The organism is Demequina capsici (assembly GCF_032102965.1).
Lineage (GTDB): Bacteria > Actinomycetota > Actinomycetes > Actinomycetales > Demequinaceae > Demequina > Demequina capsici.
In genome coordinates this window covers 2,641,004-2,659,853 of record NZ_CP134880.1, presented here as the reverse complement: position 1 = coordinate 2,659,853, position 18,850 = coordinate 2,641,004, and the positions used below count along the sequence as shown (strand labels likewise).

22 protein-coding genes are annotated in these 18,850 nt (G+C 69.8%); 16 read left to right on the top strand and 6 right to left on the bottom strand.

Annotation, left to right across the window (positions count from 1 at the left end):
* Positions 1-22: 22 nt before the first annotated feature.
* On the top strand, positions 23-661 hold the full coding sequence (locus RN607_RS12675; protein WP_313542979.1) for a phosphoribosyltransferase: 639 nt from the start codon (positions 23-25) through the stop codon (positions 659-661).
* On the opposite strand, the gene RN607_RS12670 is transcribed toward RN607_RS12675, so the two are convergent.
* From RN607_RS12670 to RN607_RS12655, 4 genes are all read right to left on the bottom strand, one after another.
* Positions 613-1,566 (bottom strand): DUF4349 domain-containing protein, encoded by a 954-nt coding sequence (locus RN607_RS12670; protein ID WP_313542977.1) that lies wholly within the window; start codon positions 1,564-1,566, stop codon positions 613-615. The genes RN607_RS12675 and RN607_RS12670 overlap by 49 nt on opposite strands.
* 75 nt (positions 1,567-1,641) lie before the next feature.
* Positions 1,642-2,223: a hypothetical protein gene (locus tag RN607_RS12665; RefSeq protein WP_313542975.1), complete on the bottom strand. Its 582-nt coding sequence runs from the start codon at positions 2,221-2,223 to the stop codon at positions 1,642-1,644.
* A gap of 35 nt (positions 2,224-2,258) precedes the next feature.
* Positions 2,259-2,924, bottom strand: a complete 666-nt coding sequence (locus tag RN607_RS12660) for a potassium channel family protein (RefSeq protein ID WP_313497728.1) — start codon at positions 2,922-2,924, stop codon at positions 2,259-2,261.
* A complete protein-coding gene (locus tag RN607_RS12655; RefSeq protein ID WP_313542973.1) occupies positions 2,917-4,308 on the bottom strand; it encodes a TrkH family potassium uptake protein in 1,392 nt (463 codons plus the stop codon). Before RN607_RS12655 ends, RN607_RS12660 begins: the two co-directional genes overlap by 8 nt.
* Before the next feature lie 200 nt (positions 4,309-4,508).
* Here RN607_RS12655 and RN607_RS12650 point away from each other — a divergent pair, with 200 nt between their 5' ends.
* Together RN607_RS12650 and RN607_RS12645 are read left to right on the top strand one after the other, a co-directional pair.
* Entirely contained in the window at positions 4,509-4,748 is a 240-nt protein-coding gene (locus RN607_RS12650; protein WP_313497724.1) for a helix-turn-helix domain-containing protein, read from the top strand.
* Positions 4,749-4,813: 65 nt separating this feature from the next.
* A complete protein-coding gene (locus tag RN607_RS12645) occupies positions 4,814-4,912 on the top strand; it encodes a 30S ribosomal protein bS22 (protein ID WP_005504750.1) in 99 nt (32 codons plus the stop codon).
* A gap of 122 nt (positions 4,913-5,034) precedes the next feature.
* Here RN607_RS12645 and RN607_RS12640 read toward each other — a convergent pair whose 3' ends face one another.
* Positions 5,035-5,895, bottom strand: a complete 861-nt coding sequence (locus tag RN607_RS12640) for an HAD family hydrolase (RefSeq protein WP_313542971.1) — start codon at positions 5,893-5,895, stop codon at positions 5,035-5,037.
* 166 nt (positions 5,896-6,061) lie between these two features.
* Between RN607_RS12640 and RN607_RS12635 the strand changes: the two genes are divergently transcribed.
* From RN607_RS12635 to RN607_RS12575, 13 genes are all read left to right on the top strand, one after another.
* The gene (locus RN607_RS12635) at positions 6,062-6,313 is read left to right on the top strand and encodes a glutaredoxin family protein (RefSeq protein ID WP_313497721.1); all 252 of its coding nucleotides are present in this window, start codon (positions 6,062-6,064) and stop codon (positions 6,311-6,313) included.
* 90 nt (positions 6,314-6,403) lie between these two features.
* A complete protein-coding gene (locus RN607_RS12630; protein ID WP_313497719.1) occupies positions 6,404-7,024 on the top strand; it encodes a histidine phosphatase family protein in 621 nt (206 codons plus the stop codon).
* Positions 7,021-7,692 (top strand): TlpA family protein disulfide reductase, encoded by a 672-nt coding sequence (locus tag RN607_RS12625; RefSeq protein WP_313542969.1) that lies wholly within the window; start codon positions 7,021-7,023, stop codon positions 7,690-7,692. Before RN607_RS12630 ends, RN607_RS12625 begins: the two co-directional genes overlap by 4 nt.
* Positions 7,689-8,468 (top strand): cytochrome c biogenesis CcdA family protein, encoded by a 780-nt coding sequence (locus RN607_RS12620; RefSeq protein WP_313542967.1) that lies wholly within the window; start codon positions 7,689-7,691, stop codon positions 8,466-8,468. Before RN607_RS12625 ends, RN607_RS12620 begins: the two co-directional genes overlap by 4 nt.
* Complete coding sequence (gene resB, locus RN607_RS12615; RefSeq protein ID WP_313542964.1) at positions 8,468-10,144, top strand: cytochrome c biogenesis protein ResB; 1,677 nt, start codon at positions 8,468-8,470, stop codon at positions 10,142-10,144. The genes RN607_RS12620 and resB overlap by 1 nt, the downstream gene beginning before the upstream one ends.
* Before the next feature lies 1 nt (position 10,145).
* On the top strand, positions 10,146-11,246 hold the full coding sequence (gene ccsB / locus RN607_RS12610; protein ID WP_313542962.1) for a c-type cytochrome biogenesis protein CcsB: 1,101 nt from the start codon (positions 10,146-10,148) through the stop codon (positions 11,244-11,246).
* A 76-nt stretch (positions 11,247-11,322) separates the two neighbouring features.
* The gene (locus RN607_RS12605; RefSeq protein ID WP_313542961.1) at positions 11,323-12,447 is read left to right on the top strand and encodes a glycosyltransferase family 4 protein; all 1,125 of its coding nucleotides are present in this window, start codon (positions 11,323-11,325) and stop codon (positions 12,445-12,447) included.
* Between the two features lie 401 nt (positions 12,448-12,848).
* Complete coding sequence (locus tag RN607_RS12600; protein WP_313542959.1) at positions 12,849-13,484, top strand: hypothetical protein; 636 nt, start codon at positions 12,849-12,851, stop codon at positions 13,482-13,484.
* On the top strand, positions 13,485-14,567 hold the full coding sequence (locus tag RN607_RS12595; RefSeq protein ID WP_313542958.1) for a peptidoglycan-binding domain-containing protein: 1,083 nt from the start codon (positions 13,485-13,487) through the stop codon (positions 14,565-14,567). It begins immediately after the preceding gene.
* The gene (locus RN607_RS12590; protein WP_313542957.1) at positions 14,558-15,181 is read left to right on the top strand and encodes an ATP-binding cassette domain-containing protein; all 624 of its coding nucleotides are present in this window, start codon (positions 14,558-14,560) and stop codon (positions 15,179-15,181) included. Before RN607_RS12595 ends, RN607_RS12590 begins: the two co-directional genes overlap by 10 nt.
* Complete coding sequence (locus RN607_RS12585; RefSeq protein WP_313542955.1) at positions 15,178-16,278, top strand: hypothetical protein; 1,101 nt, start codon at positions 15,178-15,180, stop codon at positions 16,276-16,278. The genes RN607_RS12590 and RN607_RS12585 overlap by 4 nt, the downstream gene beginning before the upstream one ends.
* Before the next feature lie 41 nt (positions 16,279-16,319).
* Positions 16,320-17,009 (top strand): ABC transporter ATP-binding protein, encoded by a 690-nt coding sequence (locus RN607_RS12580; RefSeq protein ID WP_313497701.1) that lies wholly within the window; start codon positions 16,320-16,322, stop codon positions 17,007-17,009.
* Positions 16,999-18,516, top strand: coding sequence for a hypothetical protein (locus RN607_RS12575; RefSeq protein ID WP_313542953.1), 1,518 nt, complete (start codon positions 16,999-17,001; stop codon positions 18,514-18,516). The genes RN607_RS12580 and RN607_RS12575 overlap by 11 nt, the downstream gene beginning before the upstream one ends.
* Here RN607_RS12575 and RN607_RS12570 read toward each other — a convergent pair.
* The gene (locus RN607_RS12570; RefSeq protein WP_313497698.1) at positions 18,513-18,836 is read right to left on the bottom strand and encodes a PLD nuclease N-terminal domain-containing protein; all 324 of its coding nucleotides are present in this window, start codon (positions 18,834-18,836) and stop codon (positions 18,513-18,515) included. The two genes, RN607_RS12575 and RN607_RS12570, sit on opposite strands and share 4 nt — an antisense overlap.
* Positions 18,837-18,850: the final 14 nt, after the last annotated feature.

Below are 18,850 nucleotides of genomic sequence, written 5' to 3'. Positions count from 1 at the left end.
TGTGCGCGCCTAGGCTGAAGGCATGAACCGCCTGCGCGACCGCGTGGAGGCGGGGGCGGCCGTGGCGCGACTCCTGGAGCCCCTGCTGGAAGGCGATGACGCGCTCGTGCTGGGGCTTCCGCGAGGCGGCGTGATCGTGGCCAGGGCGGTGGCGGACACGCTTCACCTGGACCTGGACGTGCTGGTGGTCCGCAAGCTTGGCGTCCCTGGACATGAGGAGTTCGGCTTCGGCGCGCTGGGTGAGGACGACGTGCAGGTGACGGACCTGGCGACGCTCGCGATGGCCGGTCTGAGCGACGCCGCCGTGGACGTGGTCGTCTCCCGGGAGCGCGCGGAGCTGGATCGGCGCGTCGTCCTGTACCGCGGTGACATGCCGCCCGCACGGGTGGCGGGGCGCACGGTCGTGATCGTGGACGACGGGATCGCGACCGGCGGGACCGTGCGTGCTGCCATCGCCGTGTGCAGGGCCAGGGGCGCGGGTCGCATCATCGTGGCCGTGGGCGTCGCGCCCGGCGACGTCATCGACTCGCTGTCGCACGAGGCGGACGCCGCGATCGCGGTGCTGATCCCGCAGCCGATGGACGCGGTGGGGCAGTGGTACGAGGACTTCCGTCAGTCCACGGACGACGAGGTGGTCGCCGCGCTCGCAGGCGCCGGCTGATCGTCGTCGACAGCCGACGCGGTGCGCCTCGACCTGACGAGCCGGACCACGGCGAGCCCCGCGACCGTCACGAGCCCTGCGGCGAGCGCCCACGGCAGCAGCACCCCGAGCACGACGAGCGCGGCGGACACGACGGTCACGAGGCCGTTCCAGCCCGAGACGATCCCGTCCCAGAAGTTCGAGGGGCTGTCGTCGATGATGATCGCGTCCACAGGCTCGGTCGTGAGCGACAGCTCGATCGTGGACAGCGCCACCTGATCGCTGAGGCCGCGCTGCTGCGCCTCGAGGCTCTGGAGCTCGGCTTGACGGCTCGCGAGCTCGTCCTCGAGCGCGATGATGTCGTCGATGTCCTTGGCGGAGTCCAACAGGCCCTCGATGCGGGTGGTCGAGGCCCGCAACGTCGAGATCCTCGCGTCGAGGTCGGTGACCTCGTCGCCGACGTTCCGGCTCTGCGTGCTGAGCTCGTCGATCGTGCCGAGCGTCCGCAGCTGGGCCACGACGGCGTCCACCTGGTCGGCGGGGATCCGCAGGGTGAGCATCGCGGCGCCGCCGTAGCCCTCGGATGGAGCGGTCTCGCTGCGGCCGTCGATGCGTCCTCCGCTCGACTCGACGAGCGTGACGACGGTGTCGGCGGTGCCGATCGGGTCATCGACCGTCATGTACACCGAGCCGGTCACGATCACGGCGTCGTCCTGCGACGAGGTGGACGTGGTGTCGGTGGTGTCGGTCACCGCCGCCGAATCGCCGTCGTAGGCGGCCTCCGTGTCGCCGCCCGCGTATGACCCGGCGCTGTCCGAGGCTCCCGAGCCCGAGCAAGCGGTGAGCATGCCTGCCATCGCGAGCAAGCCGATGATGACGCCCGCGCGACGCGCCTGACGTCCGTACCCCCCGAGCTGTGTCCCCATAGTCCTCATGCTAGGAGGACGAACATCTGCGCAGAAGCGTGGGGTGGTCACGATCCAGGCACGTGAAGGACACGATCAGGCCACGGCGGTCGAGACCCGCCGGATGATCCGTTGAAGCGCGAGCCTGGACACGACGATCGCTGTCGCGGCGACGAGCGCGGGCTGCGTCGGGTCCGCAGCCGAGTCCCGGGCCGTGACCAGGCCGGTCGCGACCAGCCAAGGAAGCCACCACGCGAGCAGGAGCCAGGTGCTCACCGCCCCCTGGCCGAGCCGTCGCATCGTCCTCGCGGGGGAGAACAGCTCGGCGACGGGGATCCACCACGAGAAGTAGATCCACGCATTGCTCGGCATGGTGAGCCCCTGGCTGCGACGCACGTACGCGATGCCGCACATCCACTCGGACAGCAGCATCCAGGAGATGAAGCCGGTCAGCACCATGACGATGCCGAGCATGCCGCCCGAGGTGGTCGACGGAGGCTCGCCCGTGACGGCGTAGGCGACGTTGAACGTGGTCCAGGCGGCTGCGTGGACCCCGGTGGACCAGAGCGCGTTCCTGGCCTTCCAGGTCGCGAAGGAGACGTCCCGACGGCGGCTGCGTTCGTCCAGCTCGGCGATCGCGGCGTCGAACGTCGCGCGCTGCGGATCCCCCTCGATCATGGTCCCCTCCGTCCACGCCGCCCCCGCGGCGCCGCTTACGGTCGCTGTGAGAAGCGCTCCAGCACGTCCGAGTCTCCTCCGACCACCAGGATGCAGTCAGGAGTGATGAGCGTGTCGCGGCCGCCGTACTCGAAGTCCTCGCCAGGCACCTTGACGCCGATGACCTGCAGGTCCCACTTGTTGCGAAGGTCCAGCTCCTCGAGCCGGAAGTTGTGGGTCTCCTTGGGGGCGCGCATCTTGACGATCGCGAACCCGTCCTCGACCTCGATGTAGTCGAGCATCTTGCCGCCGACGGAGTGGGCGACGCGCGTGCCCGACTCGGTCTCGGGAAGGACGATGTTGTGGGCGCCGATGCGCTGGAGGATGCGCTTGTGCTCCACGGAGATCGCCTTGGCCCAGATCTCCGGGATGCCCACGTCGACCAGGTTTCCCGTGATGAGCACGGAGGCCTCGAGGGAGGTGCCGACGCCGACGACGGCCGCGCCGAAGTCGGAGGCGCCGATCTGCTCCATGGCGCGCGGGTCCGTGGCGTCGGCCTCGACGACGGGCAGGCGCTTGGACCACCGCTCGACGAGCGCGGCGTCCCGCTCGACGGCGAGCACCTCGACGTCCATGCTGTCCAGCTCGTCCGCGAGCGCGGACCCGAAGCGGCCCAGGCCGATGACCAGGACGCCCGAGGAGGTGGTCTCGTTGCTAGCCAATGAGGGGCCTTTCTGACGGGTACCGGATCACCCGACGCTGCTTGTTCAGCGCGAGCGACGCGGCCACGGTGACGGACCCGAGGCGGCCGACGAACATGAGCGCCGAGGTGATGTGCTTGACGATCTCCGGCATCTGGGCCACCTGCTCGGACGACAGGACGGACAGCCCACATGTCGCATACGCCGAGACTACTTGGAAGAGCACCTTGTCGAGGCTCCAGTGCAGGTTGGAAGTGAACATCAGGATGGCGCCGGTGCCGATGATCACGAAGAAGAGGCTGATGAGGGTGACCGCGACGGCCAGGCGGAGCGATTCGGTGCCGATGCGCTTGCCGAAGGCCTCGATGTCCCTCCGACCGCGCGCCTCCGCCGCGACCGCGAGCAGCAGCACGGCGAGCGTCGTCACGCGGATGCCGCCCGCGGTGCCTCCCGAGCCGCCGCCGATGAACATGAGGACGTCCTCGAGCAGCCACGTGTGCTCATGGAAGCCCTCGTGGCTGATCGCAGCGAATCCACCGGAGCGTTGATCGACGCTCGCGAAGAACAGGGTGATGAGCCGGGTCCCGACCGGCTCCGCGCCGAGCGACGTGGGGTTGTTCCACTCGAACAGAGCGAGCATGCCGGCGGAGAAGACGCTGAGAAGCGCGACCATCACGAGCGTGATCTTGGTGTGGAGGCTCCACGTGCGCGGCTTGCGCCAGGCGCGGATGAGGTTGAGGTAGACAGGGAACCCGAGCGCGCCGATGAAGACGCCCATCGCGACGGGAAGCGCGACCCACGGGTCGCCCGCGTACTCGACGAGGCCGGTGTCGTTCGGGACGAATCCGGCGTTGTTGAAGGCGGACACCGCGTAGAACAGCGCGTGCCACGCGGCTGTCAGGGGTGGCAGGCCGTCCCGCCAGAGGCTGGGGAACAGGATCAGCGTGATCGTCAGCTCCACGCCGGTGGACACGATGAGGATGGTGCGCAGCAGGTGCTTCACGTCGCCCAGCCCGCCCGCGCGCGCCTCGTCGGCCGCGAGCATGCGCTGGGTGAGGCCCAGGCGACGCGACACCGCCAGGCCCAGGAACGAGGCGAGGGTCATGATCCCCAGGCCACCGATCTTGATGCCCACCAGGATCACTGCGCGGCCGAAGTCCGACCAGTAGAGCCCGGTATCGACCGTGGTGAGGCCCGTGACGCAGACGGCCGAGGTGGCGGTGAACAGGGCGTCGGCGAAGGGTGCGCGCTGGCCCGACGCCGTGGCGAACGGCAGCGACAGCAGGCCTGTGATGAGCAGGATGATGGTGGCGAACCCGCCGACGGCGAGCCGGGCCGGCGTCTGAAGGGCGATCTGGTCGAACCATTCGCCGACGGCGTCACGCCAACCGTGCAGCCTGTCCATCCACGTCCCCTCGCGCGCCCGCGGGCGTGCAGATCGGTATGTCGAACCCCGTCCGCACGGGGCTGGGGGCCATCGTAGTGACGCTCCTCACCCCACTATCGACACTTTCGTTGTTCTTCACAACTGTCACATCAGCCCCTACAGTGGAGGGAGCATTCAGCCGATATCTGCGCTGGATGAGCTGAAGGAGACACCTGGACATGGCCGAGGACAACGCGCCGCGCACCACCTTCCTGACCGTCGCGGAGGTGGCGGACATGCTGAGGGTGTCCCGCATGACCGTGTATCGCTGGGTGCACGCGGGCGACATGCCTGCGGTGCGCTTCGGCAGGTCCTTCCGGGTCCCGCAGGCCGCGGTCGACGAGTTCATGCGCCAGGCTGAGCTGAACGGCGGCCTTATCACCGAAGATGACGACAGGTCCGCAGGCGCGGTAGGCTAGTCCACTGTCTGTCGCGTCCTGCGCGCAGGACGCCCACAAGTTCGTCGATCTCGAGGTAGGTACCCATGGGTTCCGTCATCAAGAAGCGCCGCAAGCGCATGTCGAAGAAGAAGCACCGCAAGCTCCTTCGCAAGACGCGCCACCAGCGCCGCAACAAGAAGTAGTCGCCCGCGCCGCTCGCGGCGTGACGACATCACAGGCCCGTGCCACCCAGGTGGCGCGGGCCTCGTGCGTTCCGGCGCCTCGAGGTGCGACTCCTGCGGGAGCTGGCGGGTGCGGCGTGGCGCTACAGCTTGCGTGCCTGAGGGTTGTCCGCGGCAAGGTCGTCGCCGCGCCCCCGCCTGAACGGAGCCAGCAACGCGCGCTTGATGCCGCGCAGCACCTGCATGAGCGCCCACACCGATCCGGTCATGGATGCGCGGGCGATGCTGCGGCGACCTTGGGAGTTGCGGCCGCGGAAGTCCTTCACGGGCCAGCCGCACCGCCTGGCGTGGGCGCGCAGCCGTCGGTCCGGGTTGATCGCGCACGGATGGCCGACCGTCTCGAGCATGTGCGCGTCGTTCATGGAGTCGCCGTAGGCGAAGCTGGATCGGAGCGCGAGGTCACGCTCCTCGGCGAGCACGGTGACGGCGTCGGCCTTGTGCGAACCGTGCAGCATCGAGCCGACCAGGACGCCCGTGTAGTAGCCGCCCTTCTGCTCGGCGACGGTGCCCAGCGCTCCGGTCGCGCCCAGGCGGCGGGCGATCAGCCGGCCGATCTCCACGGGAGAGGCGGTGACCAGCCAAACCTCGTGGCCCTGGGCTCGGTGCTCGTCGATGATCGCCTTGGTGCCAGGGAAGATGCGCAACGCGAGGACCTCGTCGTACACCTCCTCGCCGATCGCGTTCATCTCTGCGACGGACCAGCCCTTGACGATCGACAGCGCCTCCGAGCGGAGCGACGCCATCTGCTCCTTGGACTCGCCGAAGATGTTGTACTTGAACTGCTCCCACGCGAAGTGGAACAGGTCCCGGTTGGTGAAGAAGCCACGCTGCTTGAGGCCCCTGGCGATATGGAAAGCACTGGCGCCGCGAATGATCGTGTTGTCGACGTCGAAGAACGCCGCGATCCGCGTGCCAGGCTCGGGGGCGGGCTGACGGGCAGTCACCCGACCCACTCTAGCGAGCGGCCGTGATGTTCCCGTGACCTTCGAGGCGCTTGTGGGGAGCACCACAGTTGACATCCGGGCGCGTCGCGCGTGGACGAGGGCTCGGCCGCGGCTCCTCGCGCCCGAGCCTGCGGCGGCCCCGCGGCGAGCGACCTATCCTGATCGCATGACGGAGCGAGTGGTGCTGTACAGCCGCCAGGGCTGTCATCTGTGCGACGAAGGGCGCGGCGTGGTCCAGGCCGTCTGCGCGGACCGGGGCGTCCTGTGGACGGAGGTCGACATCGACGCCGACCCGGCGCTGAAGGAGCGCTACGGCGAGGAGGTCCCCGTGGTCACCGTGGACGGCGAGACCGTCGCGTTCTGGAGGATCGAGCCCACGCTGCTCGCTGCCGCGCTCGCCAGGCACGACGCCGTCTGACGCGCTCTCAGCGATCTCTGCGCGTTCCGTGTCCCGCCCTTTACCCCGGCGGGTACCGCGGGGACCTAAGTCCGGGTGACAATGGGGCCCATGCCCGTCGTCCATCTGCTGCGCCACGGCCACGTCCATAATCCAGACAAGGTCCTGTACGGCCGCCTGCCAGGCTTCCGCCTGTCCGAGGCCGGCCGTGCCATGGCCGACGCGGTCGCCGCGGACCTGGTCGAGCGGGCCGTGGACATCCGACGCGTCGTCGCCTCCCCGCTGCAGCGCGCGCAGGAGACCGCCGCCCCCATCGCCGCCGCGTTCGCGGTCGAGATCGACACGGAGCCGCGCATCATCGAGGCAGGCAACATCTGGGAGGGCGACCCGCTGCCGTCCGGCCCCAAGGACTTCCTCAATCCGCGCGCGCTGTGGCGGCTCCGCAACCCCTGGAAGCCGTCGTGGGGCGAGCCGTACAAGGAGCAGTCCGCGCGCATGTGGTCGGCGTTGCGGGACGCGGCCGCCGCGACCCCGGAGGGCGAGACCCTGATGGTGAGCCACCAGCTGCCCATCTGGGTGGCGCGCTCCACCTACGAGCATCGTTCCCTGCTCCATGACCCTCGCAGCCGCGAGTGCGGTCTCGCGTCGCTCACGTCGTTCACGTTCGAAGGTGGCGAGCCGGTGGCGATGGAGTACCGCGAGCCAGCCGCGCACATCGAGGTACCGCGATGAAGCGTGGCTCCCGGCTGATCATCTTCGCGGCCATCGTCGTGGCCGTGGTGCTGGCGCTCGCCGCGTGCTCGCCGCCCGACGCCGCGCAGTCGCCTGGCTACGTGAGCGGCGATGGCACCGTCACCATCTTCAGCGACTCCGACAGGCAGGAGCTGGACCTCACCGGCACGGCCTTCGACGGCACCGCCGTGGACACCGCGGACTGGCGCGGCCAGGTGGTCGTCATCAACGCCTGGTACGCGGCCTGCCCGCCGTGCCGTGCGGAGGCCGCCGACCTCGCCGCGCTCGACGCGGAGGACGGTGTCCAGCTGGTCGGCGTGAACTCGCGCGACGGAGCCGAGACCGCGGCCGCATTCGAGCGGACCTTCGGCATCGCCTACCCCAGCATCGACGACAAGGACGGCGGCGCCACCTCGCAGCTGCAGGGCGTGATCGCCATGAACGCCGTCCCGACCTCGCTGGTGCTGGATCCCGAGGGCAGGCTCTACGCCCGCGTCGTCGGCCGCGTGGAGCCCTCGACGCTCCGTTCGCTCGTGCTCGACGCTGCCGCGTCGACCGGGCTCACGCTCGACCTCGCCGACCTCGAAGGGACCGGTGCGGCCTCCGTCGACCCGACCGCGTCCGACGCGACCGCTTCGGCCACTGCCGACGCCGGGACCGCCGAGTGACCGTCATCGCCTCGCTGGGCGGCGACCTCGCCCAGCAGGTGCTCACCGGCTCGCTGCTCATCGGCATCCCCGTGGCCATGCTGGCGGGACTGGTGAGCTTCGCCTCGCCCTGCGTCGTCCCGCTGGTGCCCGGCTACCTGGGCTACGTGTCCGGCATGGCCGGCGCGGGCGTCGGAGTCAGCACCCGTGACCGGGCCAGCCGACCGCGCCTGGTGCTGGGCGCGCTGCTGTTCGTGCTGGGCTTCTCAGCGGTGTTCGTCGCGCTCGGCTTCCTCGCGTCCTCGGCGGGCGCGCAGCTCCAGGCGCAGATGGACGTCGTCACCAGGGTGCTCGGCGTGCTGATCATCGTGCTCGGCTTCGGGTTCATGGGCGCCATGCCGTTCCTCCAGGCCGAGCGTCGCGTGCATGTGAGCCCCCGCGCGGGCCTCCTGGGGGCGCCGCTCCTGGGCGCAGCGTTCGGGCTCGGCTGGACGCCCTGCATCGGCCCCACGCTGTCCGCGGTGCTCACGCTGGGGCTCAACGAGGGCTCCCAGGCGCAGGGCGCGATCCTCGCGTTCGCCTACTGCCTCGGGCTCGGCCTGCCCTTCCTCGCGCTCGCGTTCTGGTTCGAGCGCTCAGGCAGGGTCCTCGGCTGGCTGCGGCGGCATCGGCTTGCGCTCATGCGGGTGGGCGGCGCCCTGCTCATCGTCCTGGGCGTGGCGCTCGTGACCGGCCTGTGGGACCGTTTCACCGCGGTGCTGCAGGGCTGGATCGACGGCTACTGGGTGGCGATCTGATGGCCCGCCTCAAGATCGACAACTACGCGATCGCCGACGCGCCACGGCTGGGATTCCGCGGGTGGATGCGGTGGATCTGGCGTCAGGTCACGTCGATGCGTGTGGCGCTGATCCTCCTGCTGCTGCTCGCCCTCGCGTCCGTCCCCGGCTCGATCCTGCCGCAGACCCCGCTCAACCCGGCGGATGTGAAGGCCTTCATCGCCGAGTACGGATGGTGGGGGCGCGCGCTCGACGCGATGGGCTTCTTCGACGTGTTCGGGTCGGCGTGGTTCACGGCCATCTACGTGCTGCTGTTCCTGTCGCTGATCGGCTGCATCCTGCCGCGCGTCCGCGTGTACTGGCGCAACCTCCGCGCGGAGGTGCCCATGGCGCCCGCACGGCTCGACCGCTACGAGAACCGCGACCAGGTCGAGGTGCGGTCGGAGGCGCGCGACGTGCTCTCCGCGGCGGAGCGGCACCTCCGACCGATGTTCTTCAGGGCGCAGGCCACCGCAGGAACCCGCACGTTCGCGCTGCGCCGTCCCGCCTGGTTCGCCTCGCTGACGGGCTGGCGCGTGCGCATCGACGAGCGTCCCAGCCGCGGAGGCGACGCCGAGACCGAGCTGGTGCTGTCCGCCAGCCGCGAGAGCCTGCGTGAGGCAGGCAACCTGCTGTTCCACGTGTCGCTCGTGTGCATCCTCGCGGCGGTGGGCGTCGGCTCGCTGCTGACCTACCGCGGCCAGGCGATCATCGTGGAGGGCGGCTCCTTCACGAACGCCGTGGTGGACTACGACTCGTTCAGCTCCGGCAACCTGTTCCAGGAGTCCAGCCTGGATCCGTTCCGCCTGACGCTCGACAAGCTGGACGCGACGTTCGCCGCCTCCGGCATGCCTGAGGACTTCACGGCCCACGTGACCTTCCAGGAGCCCGACGGCGACCCGTACTCGACCACCATCCAGGTGAACAGGCCGTTGCAGGTGGACGGAGGCAAGATCTACCTGCAGGGCAACGGCTACGCGCCGCAGATCACCGTCACCGACTCCGACGGCAACGTCGCGTTCTCCGACGCGGTGCCGTTCCTGCCGCAGGACGCGTCCTACACATCGACCGGCGTCATCAAGGTGCCGGACGTCACGTCGGGCGAACAGCTCGGGTTCGTCGCGACGCTGCTGCCCACCGCCGCGCAGAGCGGTGACAGCCTGGTGTCCATCTATCCCGACCTCGAGAACCCCGTGCTGCTGCTGCAGGGCTACACCGGGAACCTGGGGCTCGACACCGGCATCCCGCAGAACGTGTACATCCTGGACCAGTCGCAGCTGAGCCCCCTCAGGGACGATGCGGGCGACGTGTGGTCCGTGGTGGTATCTCCCGGTGAGACGGTCACGCTTCCCGACGGCTTGGGCACCTTCGCGTGGACCGGCACCCTGCGCTACGCGGCCTTCGACCTGCGCGCCGACCCGTCGCTCCCGTGGCTGCTCGCCGCGGCGATCGGCGCGCTCGTCGGCCTCGCCTTCAGCCTGTTCTCCCCCCGGCGCAGGCTCTGGATCATCGCTCCCCTGGGCTCCCATCCGGGCGAGCAGACTACAGTGGTGCGCGCGGCCATGATGGCGCCCGCCCATGACGCCGGGGCCGCAGACGAGATGCGTCGAGTCCTCGATGCGGCCACCGGCCGCTTGCGGCGCGTCGAGGAGGAATGAGATGTCCCCGCAGCTCCTTTCGATCATCACCTTGTGGGCCGCGGCGGCGCTGTACGCCGTCGCCATGGTCGCCTGGTCCATCCGGCTGTCCCGCGTGGCCGACGAGCGCATCCGCGCGCGCGAAGGCGGCGTCGACGCCCCTTCGGAGGTGAAGGCGGAGGCCCCGGTCCGTGAGAGGGTCGCGGTCGGCGCCCGCGACGGGGACGATGCCGCGGTCGCCGCCATGGCATCGGGAGCGACGTCGTTCGTCGTGGACGACGGCGACGACTCCGACCAGCCACGCCGGTCCGCCGCCGACCGCGCGCTCGGCGCGGCGCGCTCGGCCATGTACATGGGCCTGGTGCTCCACGTGATCGGCCTGATCGCGCGCTTCTTCGAGGCCGACCACGTGCCGTGGTCCAACATGTACGGCTACACGATCACCGGGTCGCTGACCGCGGTGGCCGTGTTCGCGTTCGTCCAGTCGCGCAAGGACATCACGTACCTGGGCGCCGGCGTCATGGGCTTCGCGACGCTGACGCTCGGGCTCGGCCTGACCGTCCTGTACTCCGCCGCGGACGGCCTGCGCCCCGCGCTGCAGAGCTTCTGGCTGGTCATCCACGTGTCCATCGCGATCATCTCCACCGGCGTGTTCGTCGTCGCGTTCGCCGCGACCGTCCTGCAGCTGCTCCAGTACGAGCGCGCGGACGGACAGCGCGAGGTCAGCGGCGGTGCCATGAGCCGTCTGGGGACCAGGGGGCGCAACGTCATCGTCAGGTGGACGCAGCGCACCAGGTGGTTCGAGGCCGTCCCCAGCGCGCAGAAGCTGGAGGGCGTCGCGTTCCGGCTCAACGCCGTCGGCTTCGTGCTGTGGACCTTCACCGTGATGGCCGGCGCCATCTGGGCGGAGCACGCCTGGGGCCGGTACTGGGGCTGGGACCCCAAGGAGATCTGGTCGTTCGTCATCTGGGTGCTGTACGCGGCATATCTTCACGCGCGCACCACCACGGGCTGGCTGGGCCGCAAGTCCGCCTGGGTGTCGGTGGGAGCGTTCGTGGCTCTCATCATGAACTTCACCATCGTCAACCTGTACTTCCAGGGGCTCCACACCTACGCATCCTGACCCTGCGATGCGTGGGGGCAGGCCCTCACGGAATGGCCCGAAGGGTGGCGGCTGGCGCGCCCGTTAGGCTCGTCGCGTGAAGATTGCGATGCTCCTGGACGACAGCATGGACCGGCCCGACGGCGTGCAGCAGGTGGTCTCGAGCATGGGACGGATACTTGTCGCGGACGGCCACGAGGTCGTCATCGTGTGCTCGGGCGGCACGGGCGAACCGGGCCCGATCCCGGTGGTCTCGCTGGCCCGCAACATCGGGGTGTCCTTCAACAGCAACCGTCTGCGCACACCTAGGCCCGCGCGCCGGGCGGACCTGCGCAGCTGGCTTCTGGCGGAGCGCCCCGACGTGATCCATGTGCAGATGCCGTACTCGCCGTTCTTCGCCGGTCGGCTGGTCCGCGAGGCTCGACGCCTGCTCGGTGACAAGGTGAGGATCGTCGGCACGTTCGTCATCCTGCCGGACAGCGCCTTCAGCGCGTTCGCCACCCGCATGCTCGGCCTGGTGCTACGGCCCACGCTGCGGCTCTTCGACGGCTTCTCCGCGCTCACCGAGCCGGCGGTGGAGTTCTCCCGGGTCTCGTTCCACGCGGGAGGCACGGTCACGCCCAGCCCGATCGACGTGGGCGCCTTCCGGGCCCATGTGCACACTCCGCGGCCCGACGCCGACGGACGCCCGCTGACCTTGTCCTTCCTGGGCCGCTTCGTGGAGCGCAAGGGGGCCATGGAGCTGATCGAGGCGATCGCCGCGCTGCCTGACGACGTGCGTGCGCAGCTGAGGGTGCGGATGGGCGGGCGCGGTCCGCTGCTGGGAGACGCGGAGGCGCTCACCGCCGAGCGGGGCCTGTCCGAGCTGGTGTCCTTCGAAGGCTTCGTGGCTGAGGAGGACAAGCCCCAGTTCCTGGCCGACGCCGACATCGCCTGCTTCCCGGCGACCGGCGGCGAGAGCTTCGGCATCGTCCTCATCGAGGCGATGGCCGCGGGTGCGGGCGTGGTCATCGGGGGTGACAACCCCGGCTACACGTCGACGCTCGGCGACCCCGACGCGATGATCGACGCACGCGACACTGAGGCGTTCGCGGCGCTGATCACCTCGCTCGTCCGCGACCCGGTCAGGCGCGCCGAGCTCCACGCCCGGCAGCAGGAGCGGGTCAAGGACTTCGACTCCGCCACAGTGCTCAAGGGCGTCCTCGAGCTCTACGGGGTCTGATCTGGGGCTCGCCGGGTACGTCGAGACTCGATGCGACCCTATCTGTCCTATTTGAGACCAAAGGCCCAATTAGTTGGGATGACGACGGCTAGGTTCGGTGTGCGGCACGCAGTGATGGACTGAGGGGGTCAGGGATCCGGTGCCGCAAACAAGCAAGGGGGAGAGCCGTTGAGCGTCAACCTTGGCGCGCAACCTCGAGGCCATCCCCTCAAGCCTCGCCCTGTCTGTCTGGGCGAATGCGAGCGTGTGGGCAGTGGTCGGGCAGTCCGACAGCGCCTACTACGACTACATCAAGTGATCGCGTAGTCAGCCAGTTGGATTCGCCGTCACCGCCGCATGGTTCGGGGTCGTATGCCGTGCGGCGGTGACGCATCCACTCCCAAGATCACCTGGAGGATCACATGTCTCGTTGGTTGCCCGCTGTCCACACGTCGGCACTTGTGTTGACAGTAGCGGCGTCGTTGTGCGCCTGCTCGTCAGGTTCGCCTCAGAGCTCGCCGGACGAGTCGTCCTCGGCTTCTTCGAGTGCCGTCGAAGCGCCTGACTTCGAGGGCCCTTACGCTGCCGAGTTTGCCTCGGCGTATGCGGCCGCAAGTTCGGTGGCCGTCAGGGACGCCCTCGAGGACGGTGAGATCACTGATGCCGAATACGCCGAGATGACGGATCAGTTCTCCTCGTGCCTAGGCGACCAAGGGATTGAGTTTGGTGGCTTCAACGCGGACGGCGGTTTCCAGACGACTGGCGGCGCTCCCGGGGCTGATGTCGAGTCCATCGTGTCGGAGTGTTCCCACCAGGTGGGAGAGGACTCGATCGGCGCGCTCTACACGCTGATGGCGGGCAATCCGGAGAACCAGGACACTGCGACCATCATGGCGGCATGCCTGGTGGAAAGGGGCGTCGAGCCGGCGGGGTACGGTGCCGACGACTATGCGGCCGATGTTTCGACGTGGGGCGATCCGACGACGATGACAGATGACTTTGCGGCGGCGCTCCAGGCGTGCAACAGCGATCCGCTTGGTCTGCTCCGGGAGCAGTAGATGATGCGATCGGCTGAGCGCGCCGCTGAGCCGTGGCGTCGGTACCTTGCCTTCGGGGCGCTGAGTGCCGTGCTCTTGGTCGCTGCGGGCGTGACAGTGGGTTTCGTCGTGGCGCCCGAGTCGGCACCTCAGTCGCTGCAGGCCGCGGCCGAGGTGACCTCTGCGGTGGTGACCTACGAGCAGTTCGACGACTCCAGGCAGCTTGCTTTCAGCGTCGTCCAGGGCGAGAGCCAGGAGATCGCTCTGCCTCGTGGCGGCACTGTCACGAGCGTCACATGTCAGCTCGGCGGAACCCTCGCGTCCGGCGACGTTCCGATGAGCATCGACTCCACGCCCGTCGTCGCCCTCCATACCGACTATCCGCTGTGGCGCACCCTCGCCGCGGGCGACAAGGGTGACGACGTCAAGGCCGTCCAAGCCGAACTGGCGAGGCTCGGCTACAGCCCTGGCACCACCGGCACCATGGATACCGCCACGGTCAAGGCGGTCAAGAAACTCCTCACCGATCGCGGTTTCGTCAAGCCCGATGGCTCGCTGTCCCTCGAATCCGTGATGTGGCTGCCCGCCACCGAGCTGACCGTCTCGGACTGCCCGCTCACGATCGCCCAGGTGGTCGCTCAGGGCGACACCGCCGTCACGACTGGCGGCGGGATTGCCGCGCTCAACCCCGCAGCCGAGTTCGACGACCTCGCGCCCGGCGCGCGCACCGTCACCTTCGACGACGTGACCGCCGCTGTGAACGACGACGGCACAGTCACCGACCCCGCCCTCCTCGCTACGCTCGCGGGTTCCCCGGACTACGCCTTCGCGATGCTGCAGGCTGCGGCGGGATCGGCTCCGCAGATGACGCTGACCTCCACGCTCGCCACCACCCTCGACGTCGCGGTGGTCCCCGCAGGCGCCCTCTACGGCGTCCAAGGCGCCGCCGGCTGCGTTGCCACCGATGGCACAGGACTGCCCGTCACGATCGTCTCGTCACGACTCGGCTCCACGTACGTCGTCATCGACGACGGCTCCGCGCCCGCCACCGTCGACTTGCAGGACGCCTCGGACCGCACCGGCGGGGTCGCGTCATGCTCCTGAAGGTGGACTCGCTGAGCCACCGTTTCCCTGGCATGCCGCCACTGTTCGAGCGCCTGACCTTCGAGGTTCCGCCCGGCGTGCCGACGGCCGTCGTCGGTCCCTCTGGCTCGGGCAAGTCCACGCTGATGTCGATCGTCGCGGGTTGGCACGAGCCCACCTCCGGAACAGTCGAACTGCAGGACATCTCCACGACCTGCTGGGTGTTCCAGAACCCGTACGGCGTCGCGCGCCGGACGGCGCTGGATCACGTGGTGCTGCCACTGCTCTCGCAAGGCCTCCGACGCCGCGACGCCGAAAGGCAGGCGCTCGACATGATGGACCTTTTCCGCCTCCGCGACCTCAGCGACCGTCTGTTCCGGCACCTCTCGGGTGGCGAGGCGCAGCGGCTCATGCTCGCGCGTGCGGTCGCCACACGGCCCGACCTGCTCCTCGTCGACGAGCCCACGGCGCAGCTGGACCTCGCCACCGCCCATACGGTGAACGAGGTGCTGGCGGGGATCGCCGAGTCAGGAGCAGTCGTCCTCGTCGCCACCCACGACCCCAGCACGCGGGACGCCTGCGCGGAGGTCGTGGACCTCGCGCACGCCCAAGCCTCGGCGCACGTCGCCGCATGACCCCGCAGCACCGCGTGCCCCGGAGGACGAGGGCCGTCTCCGTCGCCTCGGAGGCGTGGCGCAACCTCACGTCGGGCACCTCGCGACCTCTCTCCGTGGTCCTGCTGCTCGTGGTGGTCCTAGGCGGCGTCGCCTGCGCGGACATCCGCACGATCGTCGGGCTGTCCCAGGACGCGCTCGCCTACCGAGAGTCCGGAGCTGCAGTCGAGGTGTTCGCCGCGGAGGGTGCGGTCAGCGGCCAGCGGTGCGACGCGCTCGGATCGCTGCCAGGGGTGATGGGAGCGGGCGCTACACGTCAGGCGGATCTCCAGGCGACGTTCCTTACAGCCCCCCGCGCCGGCATCGTCACGATCGAGGCCACGCCAGGCCTCGCAGGTGTGCTCGGAATCGACGAGGTCACCGGCGCGGGCGAGTGGCTGTCCGACCAGGCGGTGGACACGCTTGGCGCTGACGCAGGCACGGTGGTCCCCACGGGTCAAGGATCGGTCACGATCGCAGCGACCTACGCCTATCCCGACGACGCCGGCGACCGGACCCTCGCGTATGCGGCGATATCGCCGGTGCCAGCCGACGGCGACTTCGATGCGTGCTGGGTGCTCACCTGGCCGCCGTCCCAGACGATCGACGCGCTCGTGCGCGCGACGTACTCCGGTGACCCGGCGGACGCCGGCTCGTCGTCATTCGGGCAGCTCAACACCCGGCTCGGTGCCACATTCGACGGAGTCGAACTCTTCGAAGGGCGGGCGACTGCGACGGCGCCGATCCTGGCAGCCCTGTTCGGACTCGTGCTCGGCGCCCTGGTGGTGTGGGTGCGACGGCTCGAGATCGCAGGCGCGCTCCATGCGCGGGTCTCCAAGGCGGCGCTCATCAGTCAGATCTTGCTGGAGCTCGTCGTGCTCACCGTGGCGAGCATCGTGATCCTGCTTCCTGCGACCTACGTGCTCGCGGTGCAGGGCAACCCTGACCCGTGGTGGCCTGCCTGGATCGCGGGGTTCAGGGCCGTGCTCACCGGCTCGCTCGCCGTGCTCATGGGCGCAGTCCTGACGGCGGCGACCATGAGCGAGAGACGGCTGTTCAGGTACTTCAAGGATCGCTGACCTGACGGTCGTGCGCAGACATGCGCCTAGAGTGGACGCTCGTGGCCAAGAAGAAGCCGGCGTCCACGCCGGAACCAGATGACGCGGTGATCCAGGTGCGGGGCGTGACCGCCGTGATCGGGGAGACGCCGGTGCTGGCGAAGGTGTCGTTCAAGGCGCGCGAGGGCCAGGCGGTGAAGCTGCTCGGCGCGAACGGCGCGGGCAAGACCACCTTGCTGCGCGTGCTCGCGGGCACTCTCAAGCCTGCGACGGGCACTGCGCTCGTGGGCGGCTACCCGGCCGACGAGAAGGACCCGTCCTTCCGCGCGCTCGTGACCGCGTTGATCGGGCCGCCGCCCTTGGCGCACAACCTCACGCTCTCCGAGCACTTCGCCCTCATGGGGCTCTCGTGGGGCCTCAGCACCGAGGAGGCGATCGGCAGGGGAGGGCGCGTGCTCGACGCGTTCGGCGTCGGCGCGCTCGCCAGCCGGTTCCCGCACGAGCTCTCGTCCGGTCAGCAGCAGATGGCGGCGCTGGCGCTCACGCTGACCAGGCCGGCCGACATCATCCTGCTCGACGAGCCGGAGCAGCGCCTCGACGCCGATCGCGTGGGAGTTCTCGCCGCGCTGCTCGAGGAGGAGCGCGACGACGGCGCGACGCTGGTGGTCGCCAGCCACAGCGTCGCCCTCCGCGAAGCCCTCACCGGACCGACTGTGACCCTGACCGAGGTGCGCACCTCCCATGCGGACTGACCCGCTCTCCGCGTTCTGGCGCCAGTACCGCCACCGCCAGTCCGGCAAGGGCGCCGCGGGCATGGCGTACGCCATCTACGTCACCGTGCTGGTCCTGTTCATCTACGGCGGGCCCGCCTTCATGAAGCTCGCGAAGACGCTGCACAGCCCCGACGTGGTGGCCGCTGTCGCTACCCCCGGGGTCGCGTCGGCCCTCAGCGGCGTGCTGGGCCTGGCGCTGGTGGTGGCGTTCGTCGTCGGCACCACACGAGGACCGGCGGTGCTGCGACCCTTCGTCGCGTTCGCCCTGGTCACGGCCGACGTCTCCCGACGCCGAGCCTTCGGGCGCGCGATGATGCGGTCGACGATCGTGCTCGCCCTCGTGGGGGGCGCCGTCTCCGCGATCCTCCTAGGTCCGCTCACCGGTTCCGGAGCCGTGACGGTGTCCGACCTGGTGCTTGGCATCGTCGCGTCCGTGCTGTTCGGGGCGCTCGCCGCCGTCGCATGGCTGGGTGGACAGGCCGCGACGGGCGCCGCGGTATGGGCCGTGCCCGGTGCGCTCATGCTCGCCACGGGCGCGGGCCTGATCGCGCCCGCGGTGAGGCTGACGCCGTGGCAGTGGGCCGCCGCGACGTGGCCGACGGGCGGGGACGCGGGCAGCGCGCTTCCCGTCGTGCTGCTCGCCATCGTCGCCGTCCTGGGCCTGGCGTTCACTCCGCTGCTGCTCGGCGCCCTCGCGGGTCCCGAGCTGATCGAGCAGGCCCGCCGGTGGGAGGGTGCGACCATCGCCGCCACCACGGGCGACCTGTCCACGGCGATGGGAGGCTTCCGCGCCGCTCCGACCGCAGGCCGTCGCTGGCGCGTGGTGCGTGGAAGGTCGTTCGCGCTCGCCGCGCTCAGGGCTGATCTGGTCGCGACGCTGCGCATGCCTTTGCGCGCGCTGATCTCCGCCGTGGCGCTCGGTGCCGGCGGCTGGGCGATCGTGATCGCGCTCGACGCCCCTGGTCTGCTCCGCCCCGCGATGGGGATCGTGGCCGCGCTCGCGCTGTTCGCAGGCCTGGGCCCGCTGTCAGACGGGCTGCGTCACGCGGTGCTCGCGGTGAGCACCCCGCGGCTGTTCGGCGTGAGCGACGACGCGATGGTCCTGGCGCGCGCCTGGGCACCGCTCGTGGGAGGTCTGATCCTCGCCGCCGTCGGGGTCGTGGCGGGAGCGTCGTCCCGCGGGGTTCTGCCCTGGCAGCCCCTGATCGTGGTGTTGCTCCTGGTCGCGACGCTCACCGTCATCAGGCTTGATGCAGCCGCCAAGGGGACGCCCCCGCTGTGGTTGACTCAGCCCATCGTCACGCCCATGGGAGACCTGTCCGTCGTGGGGACCATGATCTGGCAGGTGGACGCAGTGCTCGCGTCCGCGATCGCGGGAATCGCGATGCTGGGTCTCGTCAACGGTTCGACGATCGCGATGTGGGTGGTGGTGGCGGTCGCCGGGATCTCGCTGATCCAATGGCGCTCGCGGATGCGGAGCCTCTAGCCCTTGCCCTCCTGGCGGCGGCGTCGTTCCTGATCTCGCAGCCAGCGCAGGTAGTCGGGGTCGTCGTCCGGCGCGACCGGGCCTGACGTGCCGCGACCGCCGGGACCGTGCCCGTCGCGACGCGCACCGTCGCCCTGGCCGCCGTCGTAGGTGAACTTGAGCAGCAGCCAGGCGCCGGCGCCCACCAGTGGGAAGACCAGGATGATGACGATCCACGCCCACTTGGGAAGCCGGTACGGGTGCGAGTCCGGATGCTGGATCGCGTCCGCGAGGCAGTACACCACGAGGCCGATGTACGCGAGATAGATGAGGGCGCGCATGATGGGGCCACTGT